The 22,069-nt window shown below is 56.5% G+C and carries 23 protein-coding genes; 11 read left to right on the top strand and 12 right to left on the bottom strand.

Annotated elements, in window-relative coordinates:
• Positions 1 to 66: 66 nt before the first annotated feature.
• Positions 67 to 813 carry a ferredoxin--NADP(+) reductase gene (gene fpr, locus ACMWL8_RS20255; RefSeq protein WP_045260252.1) on the top strand — a complete coding sequence of 249 codons (747 nt, stop codon included), beginning with the start codon at positions 67 to 69 and terminating at the stop codon, positions 811 to 813.
• Here fpr and ACMWL8_RS20250 read toward each other — a convergent pair whose 3' ends face one another.
• Entirely contained in the window at positions 814 to 1,233 is a 420-nt protein-coding gene (locus ACMWL8_RS20250; protein WP_028014847.1) for a DUF805 domain-containing protein, read from the bottom strand.
• A gap of 112 nt (positions 1,234 to 1,345) precedes the next feature.
• Here ACMWL8_RS20250 and ACMWL8_RS20245 point away from each other — a divergent pair, with 112 nt between their 5' ends.
• Both ACMWL8_RS20245 and tpiA read left to right on the top strand, forming a co-directional pair.
• Positions 1,346 to 1,942 (top strand): DUF1454 family protein, encoded by a 597-nt coding sequence (locus tag ACMWL8_RS20245; protein ID WP_045260251.1) that lies wholly within the window; start codon positions 1,346 to 1,348, stop codon positions 1,940 to 1,942.
• Positions 1,943 to 2,053: 111 nt separating this feature from the next.
• The gene (gene tpiA / locus ACMWL8_RS20240; RefSeq protein ID WP_006808674.1) at positions 2,054 to 2,821 is read left to right on the top strand and encodes a triose-phosphate isomerase; all 768 of its coding nucleotides are present in this window, start codon (positions 2,054 to 2,056) and stop codon (positions 2,819 to 2,821) included.
• 38 nt (positions 2,822 to 2,859) lie between these two features.
• On the opposite strand, the gene ACMWL8_RS20235 is transcribed toward tpiA, so the two are convergent.
• The 6 genes from ACMWL8_RS20235 to cpxP form a co-directional block, all read right to left on the bottom strand.
• Positions 2,860 to 4,164, bottom strand: coding sequence for an SLC13 family permease (locus ACMWL8_RS20235; protein WP_045260250.1), 1,305 nt, complete (start codon positions 4,162 to 4,164; stop codon positions 2,860 to 2,862).
• 73 nt (positions 4,165 to 4,237) lie between these two features.
• Complete coding sequence (locus ACMWL8_RS20230; protein ID WP_045260249.1) at positions 4,238 to 4,981, bottom strand: CDP-diacylglycerol diphosphatase; 744 nt, start codon at positions 4,979 to 4,981, stop codon at positions 4,238 to 4,240.
• Positions 4,982 to 5,088: 107 nt separating this feature from the next.
• Positions 5,089 to 6,078, bottom strand: coding sequence for a sulfate ABC transporter substrate-binding protein (locus ACMWL8_RS20225; RefSeq protein WP_028014851.1), 990 nt, complete (start codon positions 6,076 to 6,078; stop codon positions 5,089 to 5,091).
• A 134-nt stretch (positions 6,079 to 6,212) separates the two neighbouring features.
• A complete protein-coding gene (pfkA, locus tag ACMWL8_RS20220; RefSeq protein ID WP_028014852.1) occupies positions 6,213 to 7,175 on the bottom strand; it encodes a 6-phosphofructokinase in 963 nt (320 codons plus the stop codon).
• Between the two features lie 174 nt (positions 7,176 to 7,349).
• Positions 7,350 to 8,243: a CDF family cation-efflux transporter FieF gene (fieF, locus tag ACMWL8_RS20215; RefSeq protein ID WP_028014853.1), complete on the bottom strand. Its 894-nt coding sequence runs from the start codon at positions 8,241 to 8,243 to the stop codon at positions 7,350 to 7,352.
• A gap of 153 nt (positions 8,244 to 8,396) precedes the next feature.
• A complete protein-coding gene (gene cpxP, locus ACMWL8_RS20210) occupies positions 8,397 to 8,903 on the bottom strand; it encodes a cell-envelope stress modulator CpxP (RefSeq protein WP_028014854.1) in 507 nt (168 codons plus the stop codon).
• Between the two features lie 150 nt (positions 8,904 to 9,053).
• Between cpxP and cpxR the strand changes: the two genes are divergently transcribed.
• Positions 9,054 to 9,752 (top strand): envelope stress response regulator transcription factor CpxR, encoded by a 699-nt coding sequence (cpxR, locus tag ACMWL8_RS20205; RefSeq protein ID WP_006179159.1) that lies wholly within the window; start codon positions 9,054 to 9,056, stop codon positions 9,750 to 9,752.
• A complete protein-coding gene (gene cpxA / locus ACMWL8_RS20200; RefSeq protein WP_003862003.1) occupies positions 9,749 to 11,122 on the top strand; it encodes an envelope stress sensor histidine kinase CpxA in 1,374 nt (457 codons plus the stop codon). Before cpxR ends, cpxA begins: the two co-directional genes overlap by 4 nt.
• A 52-nt stretch (positions 11,123 to 11,174) precedes the next feature.
• Here the strand turns inward: cpxA and yiiM are convergent, their stop codons facing one another.
• Together yiiM and sodA are read right to left on the bottom strand one after the other, a co-directional pair.
• Positions 11,175 to 11,849, bottom strand: a complete 675-nt coding sequence (yiiM, locus tag ACMWL8_RS20195; RefSeq protein ID WP_045260248.1) for a 6-hydroxyaminopurine reductase — start codon at positions 11,847 to 11,849, stop codon at positions 11,175 to 11,177.
• Positions 11,850 to 11,920: 71 nt separating this feature from the next.
• Positions 11,921 to 12,541 carry a superoxide dismutase [Mn] gene (gene sodA, locus ACMWL8_RS20190; protein WP_045260247.1) on the bottom strand — a complete coding sequence of 207 codons (621 nt, stop codon included), beginning with the start codon at positions 12,539 to 12,541 and terminating at the stop codon, positions 11,921 to 11,923.
• A 288-nt stretch (positions 12,542 to 12,829) separates the two neighbouring features.
• Between sodA and rhaT the strand changes: the two genes are divergently transcribed.
• Complete coding sequence (gene rhaT, locus ACMWL8_RS20185; RefSeq protein WP_045260246.1) at positions 12,830 to 13,864, top strand: L-rhamnose/proton symporter RhaT; 1,035 nt, start codon at positions 12,830 to 12,832, stop codon at positions 13,862 to 13,864.
• On the opposite strand, the gene rhaR is transcribed toward rhaT, so the two are convergent.
• Positions 13,865 to 14,713, bottom strand: coding sequence for an HTH-type transcriptional activator RhaR (gene rhaR / locus ACMWL8_RS20180; RefSeq protein ID WP_028014857.1), 849 nt, complete (start codon positions 14,711 to 14,713; stop codon positions 13,865 to 13,867).
• A 73-nt stretch (positions 14,714 to 14,786) separates the two neighbouring features.
• Complete coding sequence (rhaS, locus tag ACMWL8_RS20175; protein ID WP_041911785.1) at positions 14,787 to 15,623, bottom strand: HTH-type transcriptional activator RhaS; 837 nt, start codon at positions 15,621 to 15,623, stop codon at positions 14,787 to 14,789.
• A gap of 301 nt (positions 15,624 to 15,924) precedes the next feature.
• Between rhaS and rhaB the strand changes: the two genes are divergently transcribed.
• From rhaB to rhaM, 5 genes are all read left to right on the top strand, one after another.
• The gene (gene rhaB / locus ACMWL8_RS20170; protein ID WP_045260245.1) at positions 15,925 to 17,394 is read left to right on the top strand and encodes a rhamnulokinase; all 1,470 of its coding nucleotides are present in this window, start codon (positions 15,925 to 15,927) and stop codon (positions 17,392 to 17,394) included.
• Complete coding sequence (gene rhaA / locus ACMWL8_RS20165; protein WP_045260244.1) at positions 17,391 to 18,650, top strand: L-rhamnose isomerase; 1,260 nt, start codon at positions 17,391 to 17,393, stop codon at positions 18,648 to 18,650. Before rhaB ends, rhaA begins: the two co-directional genes overlap by 4 nt.
• A 96-nt stretch (positions 18,651 to 18,746) precedes the next feature.
• Positions 18,747 to 19,577, top strand: coding sequence for a rhamnulose-1-phosphate aldolase (rhaD, locus tag ACMWL8_RS20160; protein ID WP_045260243.1), 831 nt, complete (start codon positions 18,747 to 18,749; stop codon positions 19,575 to 19,577).
• Positions 19,578 to 19,607: 30 nt separating this feature from the next.
• Positions 19,608 to 20,756 carry a lactaldehyde reductase gene (gene fucO, locus ACMWL8_RS20155; protein WP_045260242.1) on the top strand — a complete coding sequence of 383 codons (1,149 nt, stop codon included), beginning with the start codon at positions 19,608 to 19,610 and terminating at the stop codon, positions 20,754 to 20,756.
• Positions 20,753 to 21,067, top strand: coding sequence for an L-rhamnose mutarotase (gene rhaM, locus ACMWL8_RS20150; protein ID WP_045260241.1), 315 nt, complete (start codon positions 20,753 to 20,755; stop codon positions 21,065 to 21,067). The genes fucO and rhaM overlap by 4 nt, the downstream gene beginning before the upstream one ends.
• A 38-nt stretch (positions 21,068 to 21,105) precedes the next feature.
• Here the strand turns inward: rhaM and ACMWL8_RS20145 are convergent, their stop codons facing one another.
• On the bottom strand, positions 21,106 to 22,044 hold the full coding sequence (locus tag ACMWL8_RS20145; protein WP_052682972.1) for an Abi family protein: 939 nt from the start codon (positions 22,042 to 22,044) through the stop codon (positions 21,106 to 21,108).
• Positions 22,045 to 22,069 lie beyond the last annotated feature (25 nt).

Genomic DNA, 22,069 nt, shown 5'->3' with positions numbered 1-22,069 from the left:
GAAGGGGCTGGAAATGTTTCCCACAAGTACGGAAGATAGAACAGAGAAACAGCACAGGAGAAGATCATGGCGGACTGGGTAACAGGTAAAGTCACAAAGATAGAATTCTGGACCGATGCGCTATTTAGTCTCACCCTGCATGCTCCCGTTCACCCGTTTAAGGCCGGGCAATTTGCCAAGCTGGGTCTGGATGTCGACGGCGAGCGCGTGCAGCGCGCCTATTCTTACGTTAACGCGCCGGATAACCCGGATCTCGAGTTCTATCTGGTCACCGTTCCTGACGGTAAGCTCAGCCCGCGCCTTGCCGCCCTTCAGCCCGGCGACGATGTGCAGATTGTGAGCGAAGCGGCAGGCTTCTTTGTGCTCGAAGAGATCCCTGACTGCGACACGCTCTGGATGCTGGCAACCGGCACGGCCATCGGTCCGTATCTCTCTATCTTGCAGTACGGTAAGGATCTGGAGCGCTTCAAAAACATCGTGCTGGTGCACGCCGCGCGCTATGCCGCAGATTTAAGCTATCTCCCGCAGATGCAGGCGCTGGAACAGCAGTACGGCGGAAAGTTAAAGATTCAGACGGTAGTCAGCCGCGAAACCGTAGCAGGAGCGCTTACCGGTCGCGTACCGGCGTTAATTGAGAGCGGCGCACTGGAAGACGCGGTGGGTTTACCGATGACGGCCGAAACCAGCCACGTCATGCTGTGTGGCAACCCGCAGATGGTACGGGACACGCAGCAGCTTCTGAAGGATACCCGGCAGATGACGAAACATCTTCGCCGCCGGCCGGGCCATATGACCGCCGAACACTACTGGTGATCAGCGGTATTTCACCTCGACGGTATCTTTACCGTATTTATTTTCGCTCTGGGTGCCGATAAACGCGCCCAGATCGACAATCATCATCACGAAGATGACCGACGGCAGCAGCCTGCCCACGACCCACGGCAGGATGGAAGGCAGCATCGCCCAGTTCCCTGCCACCAGCATCCACGCCAGTATGATCAAAAATGCCCACGCGCCTGAGCGGCCGCGATCGTGCAGCCGTTTCACCACGACAGCCGCCGTTGGCCATAGCAGGCAGACCAGTGCAAATGCCGCCGTTTGCGTGCTCAGCCAGGCGTTATAAGCAACGAAAAAAAGAAGCAGCATGGCGACGACCCACGTCACCATCCAGACCCAGAAATCACGGCGTCCAATACGCCCTTTGAATGAAAACAGCCACTGCTGTATGGTCATGTAAGGTTCCTTATTATCGTTTAGCCCGCATTTTACCCTGGAGTTGTGACCTTTTGACAAGCCGACCAGATATCGTTTTAATCATGAGCACTTACGGCCAGGTGCAATGTTGATGAAAAATTCGGCACATTCTCTTTTCCTGTGTTTAGCGATGCTCGGCGCGGGTTTTCCGCTGCACGCCGCCAACACCGCGGCCCCCACCACTGCGCCGTATTTGCTGGCGGGCGCACCGTCTTTCGATCAGTCCATCAGCCAGTTTCGCGAAGCTTTCAATCAGGCCAACCCAGGGCTGCCGCTGGATGAGTTTCGCGCCATTGATAGCTCGCGCGATACCCCTACACTGACCCGTGCAGCGAGCAAGATTAACGAGAATTTGTATGCTTCCACGGCGCTGGAGCGCGGTACGTTAAAAATCAAAAGCATGCAAATCACCTGGCTGCCGATTCAGGGGCCAGAGCAGAAAGCGGCTAAATCGAAGGCGCTTGATTACATGAGCGCGGTGCTGCAGACGTTTACGCCTGCGCTGACGAAAAAGCAGAGCCAGCAAAAGCTACAAAAGCTGCTGGCCGCCGGTAAAAACAAACGGTACTACGCCACAACCGAAGGCGCGATTCGCTATGTAGTGGCGGATAACGGCGAAAAAGGACTGACCTTCGCCGTTGAACCGATTAAGCTGGCGCTATCTGACACCCTTGGCGGGGCCAATTAATGACAAAAAGCAAAGCCTTTCGAGGGAAAATCTCTATACTGATTCACAGACCATGCTGCCCGACAGGGCGGCCATATTCCTTAATTCGCTTATTTAGCGTGGAGAATTGAAATGCGACATCCTTTAGTGATGGGTAACTGGAAACTGAACGGCAGCCGCCACATGGTAAACGAACTGGTTGCAAACCTGCGTAAAGAGCTGGCTGGCGTGACCGGCTGCGCGGTTGCTATCGCTCCGCCGGATATGTACCTGGATCTGGCTAAACGTGCCGCTGACGGCAGCCACATCGTGCTGGGCGCGCAGAACGTTGACGTTAACCTGTCTGGCGCGTTCACCGGTGAAACTTCCGCTGAAATGCTGAAAGATATCGGCGCGAAATACATCATCATCGGCCACTCCGAGCGTCGCACCTACCACAAAGAATCTGACGAATTCATCGCGAAGAAATTTGCCGTGCTGAAAGAGCAGGGTCTGATCCCGGTTCTGTGCATCGGTGAAACCGAAGCGGAAAACGAAGCGGGCAAAACCGAAGAAGTGTGTGCACGTCAGATCGACGCCGTGCTGAAAACGCAGGGCGCGGCAGCGTTCGAAGGCGCGGTTATCGCTTACGAGCCAGTTTGGGCGATCGGTACCGGCAAATCTGCTACCCCTGCGCAGGCTCAGGCAGTTCACAAATTCATCCGTGACCACATTGCTAAAGCCGACGCGAAAGTGGCTGAGCAAGTGATCATCCAGTACGGCGGCTCCGTAAACGCCTCCAACGCTGCTGAGCTGTTCACCCAGCCAGATATCGATGGCGCGCTGGTTGGCGGTGCATCCCTGAAAGCGGACGCTTTCGCGGTGATCGTTAAAGCGGCAGAAGCGGCTAAACAGGCGTAATGGCCTTTGTGGCGGGTGGCGCTTGCGCTTACCCGCCGCTACAAACGCCCTAACACGCTAAACCACAGATAATCCAGCGGCAGCAGCACCAGATACGTCGCAATCGCCAGCGCCAGGCAGAGCACCATCCCCGCCCTTGCAGGCACCTTTCCTAGCCCCATCGCCACCACAATCGGCGATGCCTGATACGGCAGCAGCGGCGTGGAATAGCCCAGTACCTGAATCATGATCACCGACAGCAGCGGGAAACCGGTCGCGTCCGAGAAGCTCTGCGCCAGCGTGGTGTACAGCGCCGGAACGCCGTTGGCAGTCATAATGAAGTTGAGTGCCGTAGTAATTCCGGTTAGCGCCAGGAAGCTGGTGAAAGGTTTGTCCGCATCCAGCGGCATTATGCGCAGCAGCGCCTCGCCTACGGCCGCTCCGATACCCGTTTGCGTCACGACGATCGCCAGCCCGAGAATACCCGCAACGTAAATGCAGGTGCGCATATTTACCCCCGCCGAGAACTCCTCGCCGGTGATAAAACCAATGCGCGGCAGCATAACGATAATCGAGGCTGCCAGCCCCGTCCACGCCGGCCCCACGCCGTGCCAGCTCTCCGTCACCCACATGCCCAGCACCACCAGCAGCAGCCAGGCGAGTCGTTTTTCGTCACGCCCCATCGGTTCAGACAGCGTGAAATCCTTCGCCGGTTTCGGGCTGCCGGGGAACAGCCAGCAGATGAGGCCAATCAGAATCAGGCCTTTGAGAATACCGAGCACCGGCGTGTGCAGCAGCAGATACGGGACATAGTTCAGGTGAATGCCGTACGAGCCTTCCGCCGCGCCGCTCATGACCAGGTTAGGCACGTTGGCGGGCAGAATGGTGGCCGAGAGCTGGAAGGTACCGAAGCCGACTGCCAGCGCAAGGCCGAACCAGGCGCGGGAGCCGTCGGCGATACCGGCGCGTTTCGCCATCGCCGCGACAATGGGCATCAGCAGCGCAATACGCCCCATGTTTGACGGCATCACAAACGCCAGCGCGTAGCTGAGCAATACCACGCTCGCCACCATCAGCATCCAGGAGTCGGTGAGCTTTGCCGACAGCGCCCGGGCGGCCCTGTCCGCCAGGCCGGTCTTACGGATCGCCACGCCGAGCACAAAGCCGCTGAAGACAAGCCAGAAAGCCGACGAAGCAAAACCGCCAAAAATCACCTCCGGCGGGGCGATTCTGGCGGTCATCGCCGCCGTGAAAAACAGCAGCGCGGTGATAAATTCCGGCAACAGCGACGTCGCCCACAGCACGATGGTGACGCCGACGATCAGCGAGGGCAGCAGCAGAGGATGCGTTAACCAGAGCGACATACCTGTCTCCTGTAGATTTTTTCAGCAAGTCTACGGTGACAGGCAGCCTGAGTAAACGCGATTTATAGTGGGGTTACTTCAGGATAGCGCATTGATGATCCTGCAGTTCCTCTGCCGACGCGCGGTTAAGCGTGAGCAGGTTCCGCTCGGTCGCCAGCAAAACAAACGAACCATCCGACTGTTGCGCCATCGCCAGGGCGAAGCGCCCCATATGGTCGCGCGCTTCCGGCAGCTCTTCCGCCAGCATCATAAACGGACTGCGCTGGACCAGTTCATTCTCCGTCACCCGGCGTGCGAGGTACTCATGCCCTTCCAACCCACCCGGGAACGGTAGCCACTGGGTGCTGATGTCTCCCTGCGCCGCGTTGAGCTTCTCGCGCACGCCCGGGCGCAGGCAGGAGATATGGATATGGAAATGGTTTTGCGTGCGTCCGGTCGGTGAGTTAATCGTCAGCGAAATAGCGCTGTCCGGCACTTCAGAGCCACGCTTCAGGGTCATAAAGCTGCGCGACTGCCACGCCAGCCAGAAGAAGTTTGGCGTATGAGGCTCGGTCAGGAGCGGGCTTTCGGTGCCGTTGATGCGGTACGTTGGCATCAGCAGATACTGCAGCGGCCCGTTGCGGTCCTTAAATACCACATAGCCCGCATCAGGCTTCACCTGCGCGCAGGGTGCCGGGTTACGGTGCTGCAGCTGATTAGGCAGACACTGGTCGAGGACGATATGGCGCAACGCATTCGGATTACCCGCTTTTATCCAGTACACGCCGCCTGCGGCAAGGGCGATGACAATCAGGATCAGTAAGATAATTTTTTTCACAACGCGTTCCCTGTTTTCAATAGAGGCAAAAGAGTAACGCAAAATGATGACCAAATAAAAAACCCGGTGGATTTCTCACACCGGGTCGCCGTGTCGTTTGCTAACCGTTAACGCTGGCTAATCTGGTCGAAGGTGCCGCCATTAGAGAAGTGCTCTTTCTGCGCTTTCGTCCAGCCGCCGAACACATCATCAATGGTGAAGAGCTTCAGTTTCGGGAATTCGCTGTCGTATTTCTTCGCGACAGCCGCATCGCGCGGACGATAGAAGTTCTTCGCCGCGATTTCCTGGCCTTCCGGCGAGTAGAGATATTTCAGGTAGGCTTCCGCCACCGCTTTGGTGCCTTTCTTATCAACGACCTTATCGACCACGGAAACGGTCGGCTCGGCGAGGATGGATTCGCTCGGAGTCACGATCTCAAACTTGTCTTTACCCAGTTCGTGGGTCGCCAGCAGGGCTTCGTTTTCCCAGGCAATAAGCACGTCGCCAATTCCGCGCTCGACGAAGGTGTTAGTGGCACCGCGCGCGCCGGAGTCCAGCACTTCAACGTTTTTGTACAGGGATTTGACGAACTCCTGTGCTTTAGCCTGGTCACCGTTGTTGTGGTGCAGCGCGTAGCCCCAGGCCGCCAGGTAGTTCCAGCGTGCCCCGCCGGAGCTTTTCGGGTTCGGGGTAATCACAGAAACGCCCGGTTTGATCAGGTCGTTCCAGTCCTTAATCTGTTTCGGGTTGCCTTTACGCACCAGGAAGACGATGGTCGAGGTGTATGGCGCGGAGTTGTCCGGCAGGCGTTTGATCCAGTTTTTGTCGATACGGCCACGCTCGGCGATAGCGTCGACATCATAGGCCAGCGCCAGGGTAACCACGTCGGCTTCAATACCGTTAATCACAGATGTCGCCTGCTTACCAGAGCCACCGTGCGACTGGCGAACCACCACGTTATCGCCGGTTTCCTGCTTCCAGTGCGCCGCGAAGGCTTTGTTGTATTGATCGTACAGCTCACGCGTCGGGTCGTACGACACGTTGAGAAGTTGAATGTCCTTTGCCAGCACGCTGGTCGATGCCAGCAATAATGTTAACCCCACGCCCCATTTATTCATCGCCCAGCTCTCTTGTGTAGTGTTTTGATGAATGCAGCGTGCCAGAAAGCGAATCGATGATTAAAGAATAAAAAAAGATTGGCTATAACGTGGAGGAATAAAAGCCCTCTTCAGAAAGAAGAGGGCTTGAAGGATCAGTACAGTTTTTTCGCGCAGTCCAGCCAGTCACCTTTGAACGGACGCTTCATGTTTTCAATCGCGTCGATGATGTCATGATGCACCAGCTGTTCGTTCTGAATACCGACGCAGCGGCCACCGTGGCCCTGCAGCAGCAGCTCGATAGCGTACGCGCCCATACGGGACGCCAGAATACGGTCGTACGGGCCAGGGGAACCGCCGCGCTGGATGTGGCCCAGAACGGTCGCGCGGGTTTCGCGTTTGGTTTCGGTTTCGATGTACTTCGCCAGCTCGTCAACGTCACAGATGTGCTCGGTGATAGCCACAATCGCGTGTTTCTTACCTTTCGCGATACCGGCTTTGATTTCAGCAACCAGATCTTCGCGGCTGAATTCCACTTCAGGAACCACCACAAACTCACAACCACCGGCGATAGCCGCTGCCAGGGTCAGGTCACCGCAGTAACGGCCCATCACTTCAACGATAGAGATACGCTGGTGAGAAGAAGAGGTGTCACGCAGGCGGTCAATGGCTTCCACAACGGTGCCCAGCGCGGTGAAGTAACCGATGGTGTAGTCAGTGCCTTTGATGTCGTTGTCTATGGTGCCCGGCAGGCCGATGCACGGGAAGCCCATTTCGGTCAGACGTTTTGCACCCATGTACGAGCCGTCACCGCCGATAACGACCAGCGCGTCCAGACCACGCTTTTTCATGTTCTCGATAGCCACTTCACGGATGTGTTCGTCACGGAATTCCGGGAAGCGCGCAGACCCAAGGAAGGTACCGCCACGGTTGATCATGTCAGACACGCTGTAGCGGTCGAGCTGAACCATACGGTCTTCATACAGACCCAGGTAACCATCATAGATACCAAAAACTTCCAGACCTTCCGTCAGCGCTGCACGGACAACCCCACGAATTGCCGCGTTCATGCCCGGCGCATCACCGCCGCTTGTCAACACACCGATTTTCTTAATCATGACTACCTCTGAACTTAGGAATGCAAAATTGAAATCTGTTGCCGGAAGAAACTTATCGACCAACGAATACTGCAAATAGTATATCAATCCCTTCTGGCTGAATTGATTCAGGTCAGACCAAATGGCGGTAATTTATACACAAAATGCTGGCCTGGCTCACTTTTTTACAACGAATTACGAAAGCCCAACATGTCCGGGTACAACCGAGCAGGGATCCTGGTGAATGATGACGTCTGAACCAGGAAAACGCTGCAAAATCGCCTGCTCGACCTGCTCAGCAATAACGTGAGCCTGTACCAGTGGCAGGTTGTCTTCCATTTCAATATGAATCTGAATAAAGCGGGTCGGCCCTGACTGCCGCGTTCGAAGATCGTGTGCACCGCTGACGCCGGGCCAGGAGGTCACGATAGAAAAAATTTCGTTACGTTCTGAGTCCGGAAGAGCGCGATCGAGCAGTGATTGCACCGCGTCATACCCCATCCGCAGGGCGCTATATAAAATATAGATACCAATCCCTAACGCAAACAACGCATCGGCCCGATGCCAGCCATACCAGGCCAGACCGAGCGCAATAAGAATAGCCCCATTCATCATAACATCAGATTGATAATGAAGCATATCCGCCCGTACGGCCTGACTTTGCGTTTTGCGAACGACCCAGCGCTGGAACGTTACCAGAACAAGTGTGCTTATAAGTGCAATGACCGTGACGACCACGCCGACACCGGGATTGTTCATCGGTGAAGGTGAAACCAGATGCTGAATACCGGTCAAAAACAGGAACAGTGCAGAGCCAGAAATGAACATACTTTGCGCCAGCGCCGCGAGCGATTCCGCCTTGCCGTGCCCAAACGTGTGCTCTTCATCCGCCGGCTGCAGCGAGTAGCGCACCACCAGGAGGTTGGTCAGCGAGGCGGCGATATCGACCAGTGAATCCACCAGCGCCGCCAGAATACTGACCGAGCCGGTATACCACCAGGCAAAGATTTTGATCAGCAGCAGGCCAGAGGCCATGACGGTCGCCGCAATGGCGGCCCGGCTTACCAGCCTTCCATAGGATTGATTCATAAACGCTCCTGTCATGTCATGCCGCTAGTATAACGGAAGCATGGGGAGGCAAAGGATGAATAAACGGTTAACAAATCAGAATGCGGGGCAAAAAAAACCCCCACATCATGTGGGGGAAGACAGGGATGGTGTCTATGGCAAGGAAAACAGGGTTTACTGGTTACTACGGGTACTGCTATTGCTACTGAAAAACGTCGCTTCTGAGCTTCGCTGCATCCGTGCAACCTCACGCAGCTGGTCCATACGCTGCTGATGTTTGGCATTCAAAACCGCTTGCTGCTCGGGCGTTAGCAGGTGGAACATCTGGTTGCGGACCTTCGCCATTTCTACCTGGCGGGCAACCTGTTCCTGTGCCATTTTTTCGGCCTGAGCGCGAACAGCGCTTTCGTCAAAATTTTCTGCGGTGACAAGGCGATGCATTGTCTCCATTTCGCTAACATTAACAGGGGGCTGGTCGTGTCGTGCCCTCTGCATCAGATCTCGCATCTGTTGACGCTGATGTTCGGTTAAACTTATGCCGTCAAACATATGGCTTTGGCTGCTGTGCTGCGTTGCGCCCTCTTGCGAGGAACCGTTATCGCCGATGATAGCTACAGCAGCCTGGCTAAACGCACTGAACGCCAGCGTTGAGGCCATGACGGCAGCGGTAACTTTGCGCATCACTTGCTCCCAAAATCTTTCGTGTCGCGATTCAACGAGAGACAGTCTACGATTCAGGCTGCAAACATGCGTCAGGGGGTGTAAAACAACGTAAAGTCATGGATTAGATAGCCTTGATGTCGTAATTTCTGCCTCGGAGGTATTTAAACAATGAATAAAATCCTGTTAGTTGACGATGACCGAGAGCTCACATCCCTTTTAAAGGAGTTGCTCGACATGGAAGGTTTCAACGTCCTGGTTGCCCATGATGGCGAGCAGGCGCTGAGTCTCCTTGACGACAGCATCGATCTACTTTTGCTCGACGTAATGATGCCAAAGAAAAACGGTATTGATACGCTGAAAGAGCTTCGCCAGACACACCAGACCCCCGTTATCATGCTGACCGCCCGCGGCAGCGAGCTTGACCGCGTTCTCGGCCTTGAGCTGGGTGCGGATGACTATTTACCGAAGCCGTTCAACGACCGTGAACTGGTGGCCCGTATTCGCGCGATCCTGCGTCGTTCCCACTGGAGCGAGCAGCAGCAGAATACCGACAACAGCTCGCCAACGCTGGAAGTGGACTCCCTGAGCCTGAACCCGGGCCGTCAGGAAGCAAGCTTCGACGGCCAGACGCTGGAGCTTACTGGCACCGAGTTCACACTGCTGTATCTACTGGCGCAACATCTTGGCCAGGTGGTATCGCGTGAACATTTAAGCCAGGAAGTGCTGGGCAAACGCCTCACGCCGTTTGACCGCGCCATCGACATGCACATCTCTAACCTGCGCCGCAAGCTGCCGGAGCGTAAAGACGGTCACCCATGGTTTAAAACCCTGCGTGGTCGCGGTTATCTGATGGTTTCTGCTTCATGATAGGCAGCTTAACCGCCCGCATCTTCGCCATCTTCTGGCTGACGCTGGCACTGGTTTTAATGCTCGTTTTGATGTTGCCAAAACTCGACTCACGCCAAATGACGGAGCTTCTCGACAGCGAGCAACGTCAGGGCGTGATGATCGAGCAGCACGTGGAAGCGGAGCTGGCAAACGATCCGCCGAACGATTTAATGTGGTGGCGCAGGCTGTTTCGCGCTATCGACAAGTGGGCGCCGCCAGGACAACGTCTTTTGCTGGTTACCAGCGAAGGCCGCGTGATTGGCGCCGATCGCAATGAAATGCAGATCATCCGCAACTTTATTGGCCAGGCGGATAACGCCGATCACCCACAGAAAAAGAAATATGGTCGGGTAGAGATGGTCGGCCCTTTCTCGGTACGGGATGGGGAAGATAACTACCAGCTCTACCTGATTCGCCCTGCGAGCAGTTCCCAGTCCGACTTCATCAACCTGCTGTTTGACCGTCCGCTTCTGCTGCTGATCGTCACGATGCTGGTCAGTTCCCCGCTGCTGTTATGGCTGGCGTGGAGCCTGGCGAAACCGGCTCGTAAGCTGAAAAACGCGGCGGACGAAGTGGCACAAGGCAATCTCAGGCAGCATCCGGAGCTGGAATCCGGGCCGCAGGAGTTCCTGGCCGCCGGCACCAGCTTTAACCAGATGGTGAGCGCGCTTGATCGGATGATGACGGCCCAGCAACGCCTGCTGTCGGACATCTCACACGAACTGCGTACGCCGCTCACGCGCTTACAGCTGGGCACCGCCCTGCTGCGTCGCCGCAGCGGGGAAAGCAAAGAGCTGGAGCGTATTGAAACGGAAGCGCATCGTCTGGACAGCATGATTAACGATCTGCTGGTGATGTCGCGCAACCAGCAGAAAAACGCGCTGGTGAGCGAAACGGTGAAAGCCAATCACCTGTGGCACGAGGTGCTGGATAACGCGGCCTTCGAAGCGGAGCAGATGGGGAAATCGTTCACCGTCAACTTCCCGCCGGGCCCGTGGCCGCTGTACGGTAACCCTAACGCGCTGGAAAGCGCGCTGGAGAATATCGTGCGTAACGCCCTGCGCTACTCGCACACGAAGATTGAAGTGGCGTTTTCGGTGGATAAAGACGGGATCACCGTCATTGTCGATGACGATGGTCCAGGCGTCAGCCCGGAAGATCGCGAGCAGATTTTCCGTCCGTTCTACCGCACCGACGAAGCGCGCGACCGTGAGTCCGGCGGTACGGGGCTGGGTCTGGCGATTGTAGAAACCGCCATGCAGCAGCACCGCGGCTGGGTAAAAGCCGACGACAGCCCGCTGGGCGGGCTGCGGTTAACGCTGTGGCTACCGCTGTATAAGCGTTCGTAACGGTATGTGCCGGGTGGCGGCTTCGCCTTACCCGGCCTACGTTCTACGGAACCTATTTCCCCCACAATCTCCGCGAACTACTCTCGATCTTCCCGCTTATACGCCGCTTCTGCATCGTTCTCGTCCAACTGATAGACAACCCCGCCGCCGACAGCAGGCGATGATACTGTTCATCGTCAAAAGGCATATGCCAGGCAATCGCGCAGGCGTCGTAAACGGACACGTCGCTCAAACGCGACGCGAGCTCAAGCGGGGCATCCGCAGATACTTGTCCTGCAAGCACCACGCGGTACAGCCAGCCAGTTTTACCCGTGTTTTGCAGCTGGGCCGACATATCCTGAATCCCAAAATGGTAGTTGAGCTTGAAGCACGGCGAGCGTGGCTGGGTGACCTGAATCAGGGCATCGCCCCAGCGGTAAATATCGCCAATAAAGACGTTCTTTTCCGTCAGCCCTTCCGTTGAGAGATTTTCGCCAAACGCGGGCGCGACGAAGAGGTCCGCCTGCTCAGGAAATTCGATTTTCCAGTGCTGATAGTGCTCGCGCGGATAGTGGCACAGCGCGCGATCGGGCCCGCCGTGGATTTTCTTTTCGGCCTGCTGGTCGCCCACAAGCCCGAGCTCGGTCAGCGACAGTTCACCGTCGACCTGCACTTTGGCGATGGCGCTCGGGCGGCTGCCGTCGTACTCCCTTACCTTGCCTGTAAACACGTTCACCGGGTAATGCATCGCTGCCTCCATTACGCAGATACAAAAAAAGCGAGTCATCAGACTCGCTTCTCACAGGCGTCAATGCAACCTTATTTTTTAGCGGCGAAACGCGCTGCTGCTTCGTCCCAGTTCACGACATCCCAGAACGCTTTGATGTAGTCAGGGCGACGGTTCTGGAACTTCAGGTAGTAAGCGTGTTCCCACACGTCCAGACCCAAGATTGGGAAACCGGATGCGCCAGAGATCGCTTCACCCATCAGCGGGGAGTCCTGGTTAGCAGTAGAAACCACTGCCAGCTTGTCGCCTTTCAGAACCAGCCACGCCCAGCCAGAGCCGAAGCGGGTTGCAGCGGCTTTTTCGAATTCCGATTTGAAGTTGTCTACGGAACCGAAGTCGCGCTCGATAGCCGCTTTCAGGTCGCCCTGTAGGGTGGTGCCGGTTTTCAGGCCTTTCCAGAACAGGCTGTGGTTAGCGTGACCGCCCGCGTTGTTACGCAGTACGGTTTTCTTGTCTGCTGGCAGCTGGTCCAGCTTGGTGATCAGCTCTTCAACAGGCAGATTAGCGAACTCAGGCAGGCTTTCCAGCGCCGCGTTCGCGTTGTTCACGTAGGTCTGGTGGTGTTTAGTGTGATGGATTTCCATCGTCTGCTTGTCGAAATGCGGTTCCAGTGCGTCGTAGGCATACGGCAGGGATGGCAGTGTATAACTCATAATCCTCTCCATTATTGTCGGGCGGCACAGCTGTTAATGCCGCGTAAGCAGTTGGTTCATTATAGTTAATTAAATGATATTGAAAATGATTATCAATGCCGTAGTTTTTATATGGTTATTCGGTTTTTGAGAAATAAAGGAATTGTGAGTCTGCTCACGCGCTTAACGTGCTGATTGCCATTCAAAACAAAAGTGCGGCAACCTTCTGAAGGTTCCTGAACAGCCTAATTTTTACACTCATCAAGTCGGGGGGAAGCCTCCGGCTATAAAAACGATGAGGACGTAAAAATGAATCATGCGATTACGATGGGTATCTTCTGGCATTTAATAGGCGCAGCCAGTGCAGCCTGTTTCTATGCCCCGTTCAAAAAGGTGAAAGGCTGGTCGTGGGAAACCATGTGGTCCGTTGGCGGTACCGTGTCCTGGCTGATTTTGCCGTGGACAATCAGCGCCATGCTGCTGCCCGATTTCTGGGGCTACTTCTCCTCCTTCAACGCCTCCACCCTGCTACCGGTATTCCTGTTCGGCGCGATGTGGGGCATCGGCAACATCAACTACGGCCTGACCATGCGCTACCTCGGGATGTCGATGGGTATCGGCATCGCGATTGGCATTACGCTGATAGTGGGCACGCTGATGACGCCAATCCTTAACGGCCATTTCGACGTGCTGATCAACACCCAGGGCGGCCGGATGACGCTGCTGGGCGTGCTGGTGGCGGTGATCGGCGTGGGAATCGTTACCCGCGCAGGCCAGCTAAAAGAACGCAAGATGGGCATCAGGGCCGAAGAGTTCAACCTGAAGAAAGGGCTGCTGCTGGCGGTGATGTGCGGGGTCTTCTCGGCGGGCATGTCGTTCGCCATGAACGCCGCCAAACCGATGCACGACGCCGCTGCGGCGCTGGGCGTTGACCCGCTGTATGTTGCCCTGCCAAGCTACGTGGTGATCATGGGCGGCGGCGCGCTGGTAAACCTCGGTTTCTGCCTCATTCGTCTGGCAAAAGTGAAGAACCTGTCGCTAAAAGCCGACTTCTCGCTGGCAAAACCGCTGATCCTTACCAACATTCTGCTCTCCGCGCTCGGCGGCCTGATGTGGTATCTGCAGTTCTTCTTCTACGCCTGGGGCCACGCCAGCATTCCGCCGCAGTACGACTACATAAGCTGGATGCTGCACATGAGCTTCTACGTGCTGTGCGGCGGTCTGGTTGGGCTGGTGCTGAAGGAGTGGAACAACGCCGGACGTCGTCCGGTTGGCGTACTGAGCCTGGGCTGCGTGGTGATTATCATTGCGGCCAATATCGTCGGCCTCGGCATGGCGAACTGATTACGCTGCTTTTCGACTGCGATGACGCCACTGAACCGGCGTCATCCCCACCTCACGGTTAAACACCACCGAAAAGTAATTACTGTCCTCAAAGCCGCAGCGCATCGCCACTTCACTGACCATCAGCTCCGTATGCTGTAACAGATACTGAGCGTGGCAGATGCGCAGCTGGCGCAGATAATGGTTTATCGTCATTCCCGTCTGGGTGCGGAACTGCTGGCGCAGCGCGCGCTCGCTGCACTGCTCCTGCTCGCAGAATTTTTCCAGCACAAAGCTTTTATTCAGGCTGCCCGCAAGCCGGGCAATCAGCTTATCCAGCAGCGCTTCCTGCGTGGTGGCGGAAGGATTATCCGTGGCGTAACGATGGCGCTTCAGGGTCATCACCAGCTGAGCGAAGAGCAGCTCCGACATCTGGTTTGCCACCGGGTCGCTCTTCTGGCTCTCCTGCTCCAGCTGGGAAATCGTCTGGCGCACCTGAGCCATGCCGCTGCTGCTTAAGCGCCAGTGCGGTTCGCCTCCGGCATTCAAAATGCCCGGAATGTTGCTCGCCCAGTCGACATTCAATTTAAGCCTGTCAGGGCAGTAGATGACGTTCTGCAACACCAGATCGTTAACCGAGGCGTAGGCGTGTTTGTCTTCGGCGCGAATGTAAAACAGATCCCCGCGCGTGATGCGGTAGGGCCGGTCGTTGAGGACGTGCAGGCCGTTGCCGCGCCACACCAGCACCAGCTCGCAGAATTCATGGGTGTGCTCGGCAAAAACGTTTTGCGGGTAACGGTCGGCCACCGCGACGGCCTGACTCGCGGAGGCAAAAAAATCATCTTTGCGAAGAATTAACTGAGCGGCCACACCACAACCTCTACGGCGAATAACCGGGCATTATTAGCTTTTTTGCGGCCAGAAAACGGTGACTGCCCTCGCGTTACTGAAGCAACGCGTCTTTCCCCTGACGAATATCGCGCGGCGACCAGCTAAATTCCCGGCGAAATAGCGTCGAAAAGTGATTACTGTCGCCGAAACCGCAGCGATAAGCAATTTCTGTAACGCTTTCGTCGGTATGCCGTAAAAGGTGACGCGCTTTGATCAGGCGCAGACGGTTAAGGTAACGCTGCGGCGTGAGCCCGGTATGCTGCTTGAGCTGACGATGCAGCGTGCGCAGCGAGAGCGAAAAGTCGTCCGCCAGCGTTTCCCAGCAGACATCTTCAGCGAAATGATCTTCCAGCCAGGCCATAAGCTGGTTCAGCCGTGCGTCATTATTTTCCATCCCTTCCACCAGGCTGCTGCGGCGCAGCAGCACCAGCAGCTGCATAAACAGCAGCTCGCGGGTGGCAATCGCGTGCGTCTCCTGCCCGTCCTCGCTCTGCTCCATCTGGCTCACCAGCTGACGCACCTGCTGTAACGTGGATTGATTCACCCGCCAGTGCGACGGGTAGTGGCCGTCCTTCTCCTGCGGCAACAGCTGATTCAACCCGGAGAGAAACTGGAACGCGTCCGGGGAACGATAGAGCACGTTGGTCAGACACAGGTTGTCGGTATGTTCATACAGGTGTCTGTCGTGGTCGCGCACGAAGCACACCGTACCGCCGCTGATGGTATACGGCTGACCGTTGAATACGTGGATGCCTGTTCCGTGCTCAACAATCACAATCTCATGAAAATCATGATGATGCTCCGGGAACGCAGCCTGAGGAAGCCGTGGCTCAATCGCGACGGGAGAAGCCCCCGAAGGAAAAAAATCGACGCTGTGCAGTACGGTCATAACGGCCCCCACCAATGAGAAAAGTTCTCAAAATAGTAATTAAGGCCCTCCACGCTCACCTTAAATTTTTGACAGTAAACCGCGCAAAAGCTGCCGGTTTTTCAAGAAACAGGAGGAAAGATCGGGAAATGCGGTCACCGTCACACTGCCTGCAAACCCCGTCATTACTGGAAACTGTGAACTCCCTCACGTTCACCTTTGCTTTCTTGCCAGCGCGAGATTTGGGCTGTCAGTGGCGAGAAGGTGGCTATTTCTTCCCTTTCTTACACTCATCGCTAATGACTTAAGAAAGGACCCGACCATGACTTTTCGCCATTGTGTGGCTGTCGATTTAGGCGCATCCAGCGGCCGTGTAATGCTCGCCACCTGGGACTGTGACCAGCACACCCTTACGCTTCGCGAAATGCACCGTTTCGCCAATTGTCTGCAAAAACAGGACGGTTTTGTGACCTGGGATATCGATGCGCTGGAGGCGGAGATCCGCACCGGACTTCACAACGTCTGCGAAGACGGTATCCGCATCGACAGTATCGGCATTGATACCTGGGGCGTGGATTACGTGCTGCTGGACAGTCACGGCGAACGCGTTGGCCTGCCCGTCTCCTACCGCGACAGCCGCACCGATGGGCTGATGGCGCACGCCATCGCGCAGCTTGGCAAGGAGAACATCTATGGTCGCAGCGGCATTCAGTTTCTGCCGTTTAACACGCTGTACCAGCTGCGCGCGCTGGTGGAGCAACAGCCAGAGCTGGTTGAAAAGGTGGCGCATGCGCTGCTGATCCCGGATTACTTAAGCTATCGTCTGACCGGCAACATGAACTGGGAATACACCAACGCCACCACCACGCAGCTGGTCAATATCAACACCGATAACTGGGATGAACACCTGCTGGCATGGACGGGCGCCTCGCCGTCCTGGTTCGGCGCGCCAACCCATCCGGGTAATGTGATCGGCCAGTGGATTTGCCCGCAGGGGAATGAAATTCCCGTTGTCGCCGTCGCCAGTCACGACACCGCAAGCGCGGTCATTGCCTCGCCGCTCGCCAGCAAAGACGCGGCCTATCTCTCCTCCGGCACCTGGTCGCTGATGGGTTTTGAGAGCAAAACGCCTTACACCAGCGACGCCGCGCTGGCCGCCAATATCACCAACGAAGGCGGTGCCGAAGGACGCTACCGCGTGCTGAAGAACATTATGGGCCTATGGCTGCTCCAGCGGGTGCTGAAAGAGCAGAACGTCACCGACCTGCTCGCGCTTATCGCGGAAACCGAAAAGCTAAAGGCCTGCACCTTCCTGATTAACCCGAACGACGACCGCTTTATTAACCCGGTGCACATGAGCGCTGAGATCCAGGCCGCCTGTTTTGACGCGGGGCAGCCGGTACCTTCCCGCCCCGCCGAGCTGGCGCGCTGTATTTTTGACAGCCTCGCCCTGCTCTATGCCGACATCCTGAGCGAACTGGCTGACCTTCGCGGTAAACCGTTCAGCCAGCTGCACATCGTGGGCGGCGGCTGCCAGAACCAGCTGCTGAACCAGCTCTGCGCCGATGCCTGCGGCATTACCGTGGTGGCAGGCCCCGTAGAGGCTTCCACGCTCGGCAACATTGGCATTCAGTTGATGACGCTGGACGAACTATCAAACGTCGACGATTTCCGTTCGGTGGTGACGGCGAATAACAGCCTGACCACCTTCACCCCCAATCCCTGCCATGACATTGCCCGCTACCGGGCGCAGTTTCAGCAAAAACGACTGACTAAGGAGCTTTGCGCATGACCACTCAACTTGAACAAGCCTGGGACCTGGCTAAACAGCGTTTCGCCGCCGTCGGCGTGGATGTCGAAGAGGCGCTGCGCCAGCTCGACCGTCTGCCCGTCTCCATGCACTGCTGGCAGGGTGATGACGTTGCCGGCTTCGAGAATCCGGGCGGTTCCCTGACGGGTGGCATTCAGGCAACGGGTAACTACCCGGGAAAAGCGCGTAACGCCACCGAACTGCGTGCGGATCTTGAAATAGCGTTGAGCCTCATCCCAGGGCCAAAACGGCTGAACCTGCACGCGATTTATCTCGAATCCGACGCGCCGGTCGCGCGTAACGAAATCAAACCGGAACACTTTAAGAACTGGGTGGAGTGGGCAAAGGCCAACCGGCTGGGACTGGATTTTAACCCGTCCTGCTTCTCGCACCCGCTGAGCGCGGACGGGTTTACCCTTGCACACGCCAACGACGAAATCCGGCATTTCTGGATCGACCACGTGAAGGCGAGCCGCCGCGTCTCGGCCTATTTCGGCGAGCAGCTCGGCACGCCGTCGGTGATGAATATCTGGATCCCGGACGGCATGAAGGACATCACCGTAGACCGTCTGGCGCCACGCCAGCGCCTGCTGGCCGCGCTGGATAAAGCCATCAGCGAGAAGCTTGATCCGGCGCACCATATCGACGCGGTGGAGAGCAAGCTGTTCGGCATTGGCGCAGAAAGCTACACCGTCGGCTCGAACGAGTTCTACATGGGCTACGCCACCAGCCGCCAGACCGCGCTGTGCCTGGATGCTGGCCACTTCCATCCAACGGAAGTCATCTCCGACAAAATTTCCGCCGCCATGCTCTACGTGCCGCGCCTGCTGCTGCACGTCAGCCGTCCGGTGCGCTGGGACAGCGACCACGTGGTCCTGCTGGACGACGAAACCCAGGCGATTGCCAGCGAAATCATCCGCCACGATCTGTTTGACCGCGTGCACATCGGGCTCGACTTCTTCGACGCCTCCATCAACCGCATCGCGGCGTGGGTTATCGGCACCCGCAACATGAAAAAAGCGCTGCTGCGCGCTCTGCTGGAACCAACCGCCGCGCTGAAACAGCTTGAAGAAAACGGCGACTACACCGCACGTCTGGCGCTGCTGGAGGAGCAAAAGTCCCTGCCGTGGCAGGCGGTATGGGAGATGTACTGCCAGCGTCACGATGCCCCGGCGGGCAGCCAGTGGCTGGACAACGTGCGGGCGTATGAGAAAGACGTGCTCGCCGCTCGTCAGTAAAAAATATCGCCCGGCAGCGCATTGCATGCCGGGCCTACAGGTAAAAGCAGGCCGGGTAAGCGTAACGCCACCCGGCATTTTCAAAGGAAACACTGTATGCAGACCATCACCACCTCCTGGTTCGTCCAGGGCATGATCAAAGCCACCTCCGACGCCTGGCTGAAGGGCTGGGACGAGCGCAACGGCGGCAACCTCACGCTGCGCCTGGACGATGCGGACATCGAGCCGTACGCCGCCGATTTTCACCAGAAGCCGCGCTATATTGCCCTGAGTCAGCCGATGCCGCTGCTCGCCAACACGCCGTTTATCGTTACCGGCTCCGGCAAGTTCTTCCGAAACGTTCAACTGGACCCGGAAGCCAATCTCGGCGTCGTGAGGGTAGACAGCGACGGCGCGGGCTACCACATTCTGTGGGGGCTAACGGACGACGCGGTGCCGACCTCTGAACTGCCGGCGCACTTCCTCTCCCACTGCGAGCGCATCAAGGCGACTGACGGCAAAGACCGCGTGATCATGCACTGCCACGCCACTAACCTGATCGCCCTGACCTACGTGCTGGAAAATAATTCTGATTTCTTTACCCGCAAGCTGTGGGAAGGCAGTACCGAATGCCTGGTGGTGTTCCCGGACGGTGTCGGTATTCTGCCGTGGATGGTGCCGGGTACCGACGAAATCGGCCAGGCGACCGCGACGGATATGCAAAAGCACGCCCTGGTGCTGTGGCCGTTCCACGGCGTCTTCGGCAGCGGTCCGACGCTGGATGAAACCTTCGGCCTGATCGACACCGCCGAGAAATCCGCGGAGGTGCTGGTGAAGGTCTACTCCATGGGCGGCATGAAGCAGACCATCACCCGGGAAGAGCTGATCGCGCTGGGCAAACGTTTTGGCGTTACCCCGATGCAGTCGGCCCTGGATTTATACGCGTAACGCCACAGGCGATAGTTAAGGAGAATTATCATGAGCTTTATGTTGGCACTTCCCAAAATTAGCCTGCATGGCGCGGGTGCAATCGGCGATATGGTCAACCTGGTAGCGACCAGGCAGTGGGGCAAAGCGCTGGTTGTCACCGACGGCCAACTGGTGAAACTGGGCCTGCTCGACAGCCTGTTTACCGCGCTGGACGCCCATCAAATGTCATATCACCTGTTCGATGAGGTGTTTCCGAACCCGACGGAAGCGCTGGTGCAAAAAGGATTTGCGGCTTACCGGGACGCGGAGTGTGATTACATCATCGCCTTTGGCGGCGGCAGCCCGATTGATACCGCCAAAGCGATAAAAATCCTCACCGCCAACCCGGGTCCGTCAACCGATTATTCCGGCGTCGGCAAAGTGAAAAACGCGGGCGTGCCGCTGGTGGCGATCAACACTACTGCAGGCACCGCGGCAGAGATGACCAGCAACGCAGTGATCATCGATTCCGCGCGTCAGGTGAAAGAAGTCATCATCGACCCGAACATCATCCCGGATATCGCGGTGGACGATGCCAGCGTGATGCTTGATATTCCGGCCCCGGTGACCGCCGCGACCGGTATGGATGCGTTAACGCACGCCATTGAAGCCTACGTGTCCGTTGGCGCGCACCCGCTGACCGATGCCAACGCGCTGGAAGCGATTCGCCTGATCAACCTCTGGCTGCCGAAAGCGGTCGACGACGGTCATAACCTGGAAGCGCGCGAGCAGATGGCGTTTGGTCAGTACCTGGCAGGTATGGCGTTTAACAGCGCAGGGCTGGGGCTGGTACACGCTCTGGCGCACCAGCCGGGCGCAACGCACAACCTGCCGCATGGCGTGTGTAACGCCATCCTGCTGCCGATCATCGAAAACTTTAACCGCCCGAACGCGGTCACGCGTTTTGCCCGCGTGGCGCAGGCAATGGGCGTCGATACCCGCGGGATGAGCGATGAAGCCGCCAGCATGTCCGCCATTCAGGCGATTCGCGACCTGAGCGCCCGCGTCGGCATTCCGTCCGGCTTCAGCCAGCTCGGCGTCACCAAAGCCGATATCGAAGGCTGGCTGGATAAAGCCCTCGCCGATCCGTGCGCGCCGTGCAACCCACGCACCGCCAGCCGCGACGAGGTCCGCGAGCTGTACCTGGAGGCATTATGATCCGCAAAGCGTTTGTGATGCAGATAAACCCGGACGCGTACGAGGAGTACGCGCGTCGCCACAATCCGATCTGGCCCGAACTGGAAGCTGTCCTGAAAGCCCACGGCGCGCACCACTACGCCATTTATCTCGACAGAGAACGCAACCTGCTTTTTGCGACGGTGGAGATTGAGTCGGAGGAGCGCTGGAACGCAGTGGCGAATACCGACGTGTGCCAGCGCTGGTGGAAATATATGGCTGACGTCATGCCGTCGAACCCGGATAACAGCCCGGTGAGTTCGGGACTGAAAGAGGTGTTTTACTTAGCGTAACGGCAAAGCAGGTGATGCAACGCACGCGTCACCTGCTTTTAGCGCAAGGTTCTCAATCCATAAACTACCGTATCATGCTCCCAGATGATGGTTTCGTTCCTCTCTTTCGCATCGTGACAGTACTGTTCGATAACGGCAATCTGCTCGGGCGATAACGCACAAAACGGTTTCGTATAACGATAGATATTAAGCTCTTCTAGTGAACAAACGCGTCTGGCATTCTCAAACAGCCCTACCTTTTTCATCACCTTAAGCAGATTAATATCAAGGGCTTCGATGATAAGTTCAATCTTGTTTATCTTGACTCTTATCGTATCAATCGCCGTTCTTGCGTCATTCACGTTTGGCGCTTTAACCCAGATAGGTTCGTGATGGGAAATACGGTTGCGATACTCTCTCAGTTCAAAGATGAGATCGATCAGCGTTTTTCTGACTTTTTGCGGGTTCGTGTTGATTCTGGCGTAATTTTTAAATACTTTACTCAATGATTTTGGCCATAAATACCCGTGGTTATCTCGCGGCGCGGGAGCGTTAAACTCATTATTCAAAACATAATGCCAGGTACTAAAATCCGTTGAGGCAATAATACGATCGTGACTCCATTCCGGGACCGGTTGCACCTGAGCATAAGCTCCTCGCCTGCGTCTCATCTCTTTTTTGCGCCATTCCCGGGTAAGGCACTCTTTAGCCTTTTCGATGTTTTTATAGAAATGACACTCATCCCGGTCTTTTGTGCAGTGAATCGTTTCCCACCACATATCGCCAAATCTCACCCTGGCTTCTCTGTCGACGGCGTTTCTTAAAGAGATCTCAAGGTTTTGGAGGAGAGGATAAATGGACGCTGCTGCATGCTGAGACCAGATGTATATGCCGTATAATTCGCATTCATTATTCGGACGAAACGTTGTGCGATATCCGTCCAGACGTATTGATGAGATCAATGAAATAATCGGTTTATAATTAGTAGCTTGCGGCATTTATTCGTGCTCCCAGAACGATGTG

Origin of the sequence: Enterobacter sp. 04-C-12-SI-ECC (genome assembly GCF_047530715.1) — a bacterium.
Taxonomy (GTDB): Bacteria; Pseudomonadota; Gammaproteobacteria; order Enterobacterales; family Enterobacteriaceae; genus Enterobacter; species Enterobacter bugandensis.
Note: the sequence above shows the minus strand (reverse complement) of the source record. Positions and strands in the feature narration are given on the sequence as shown.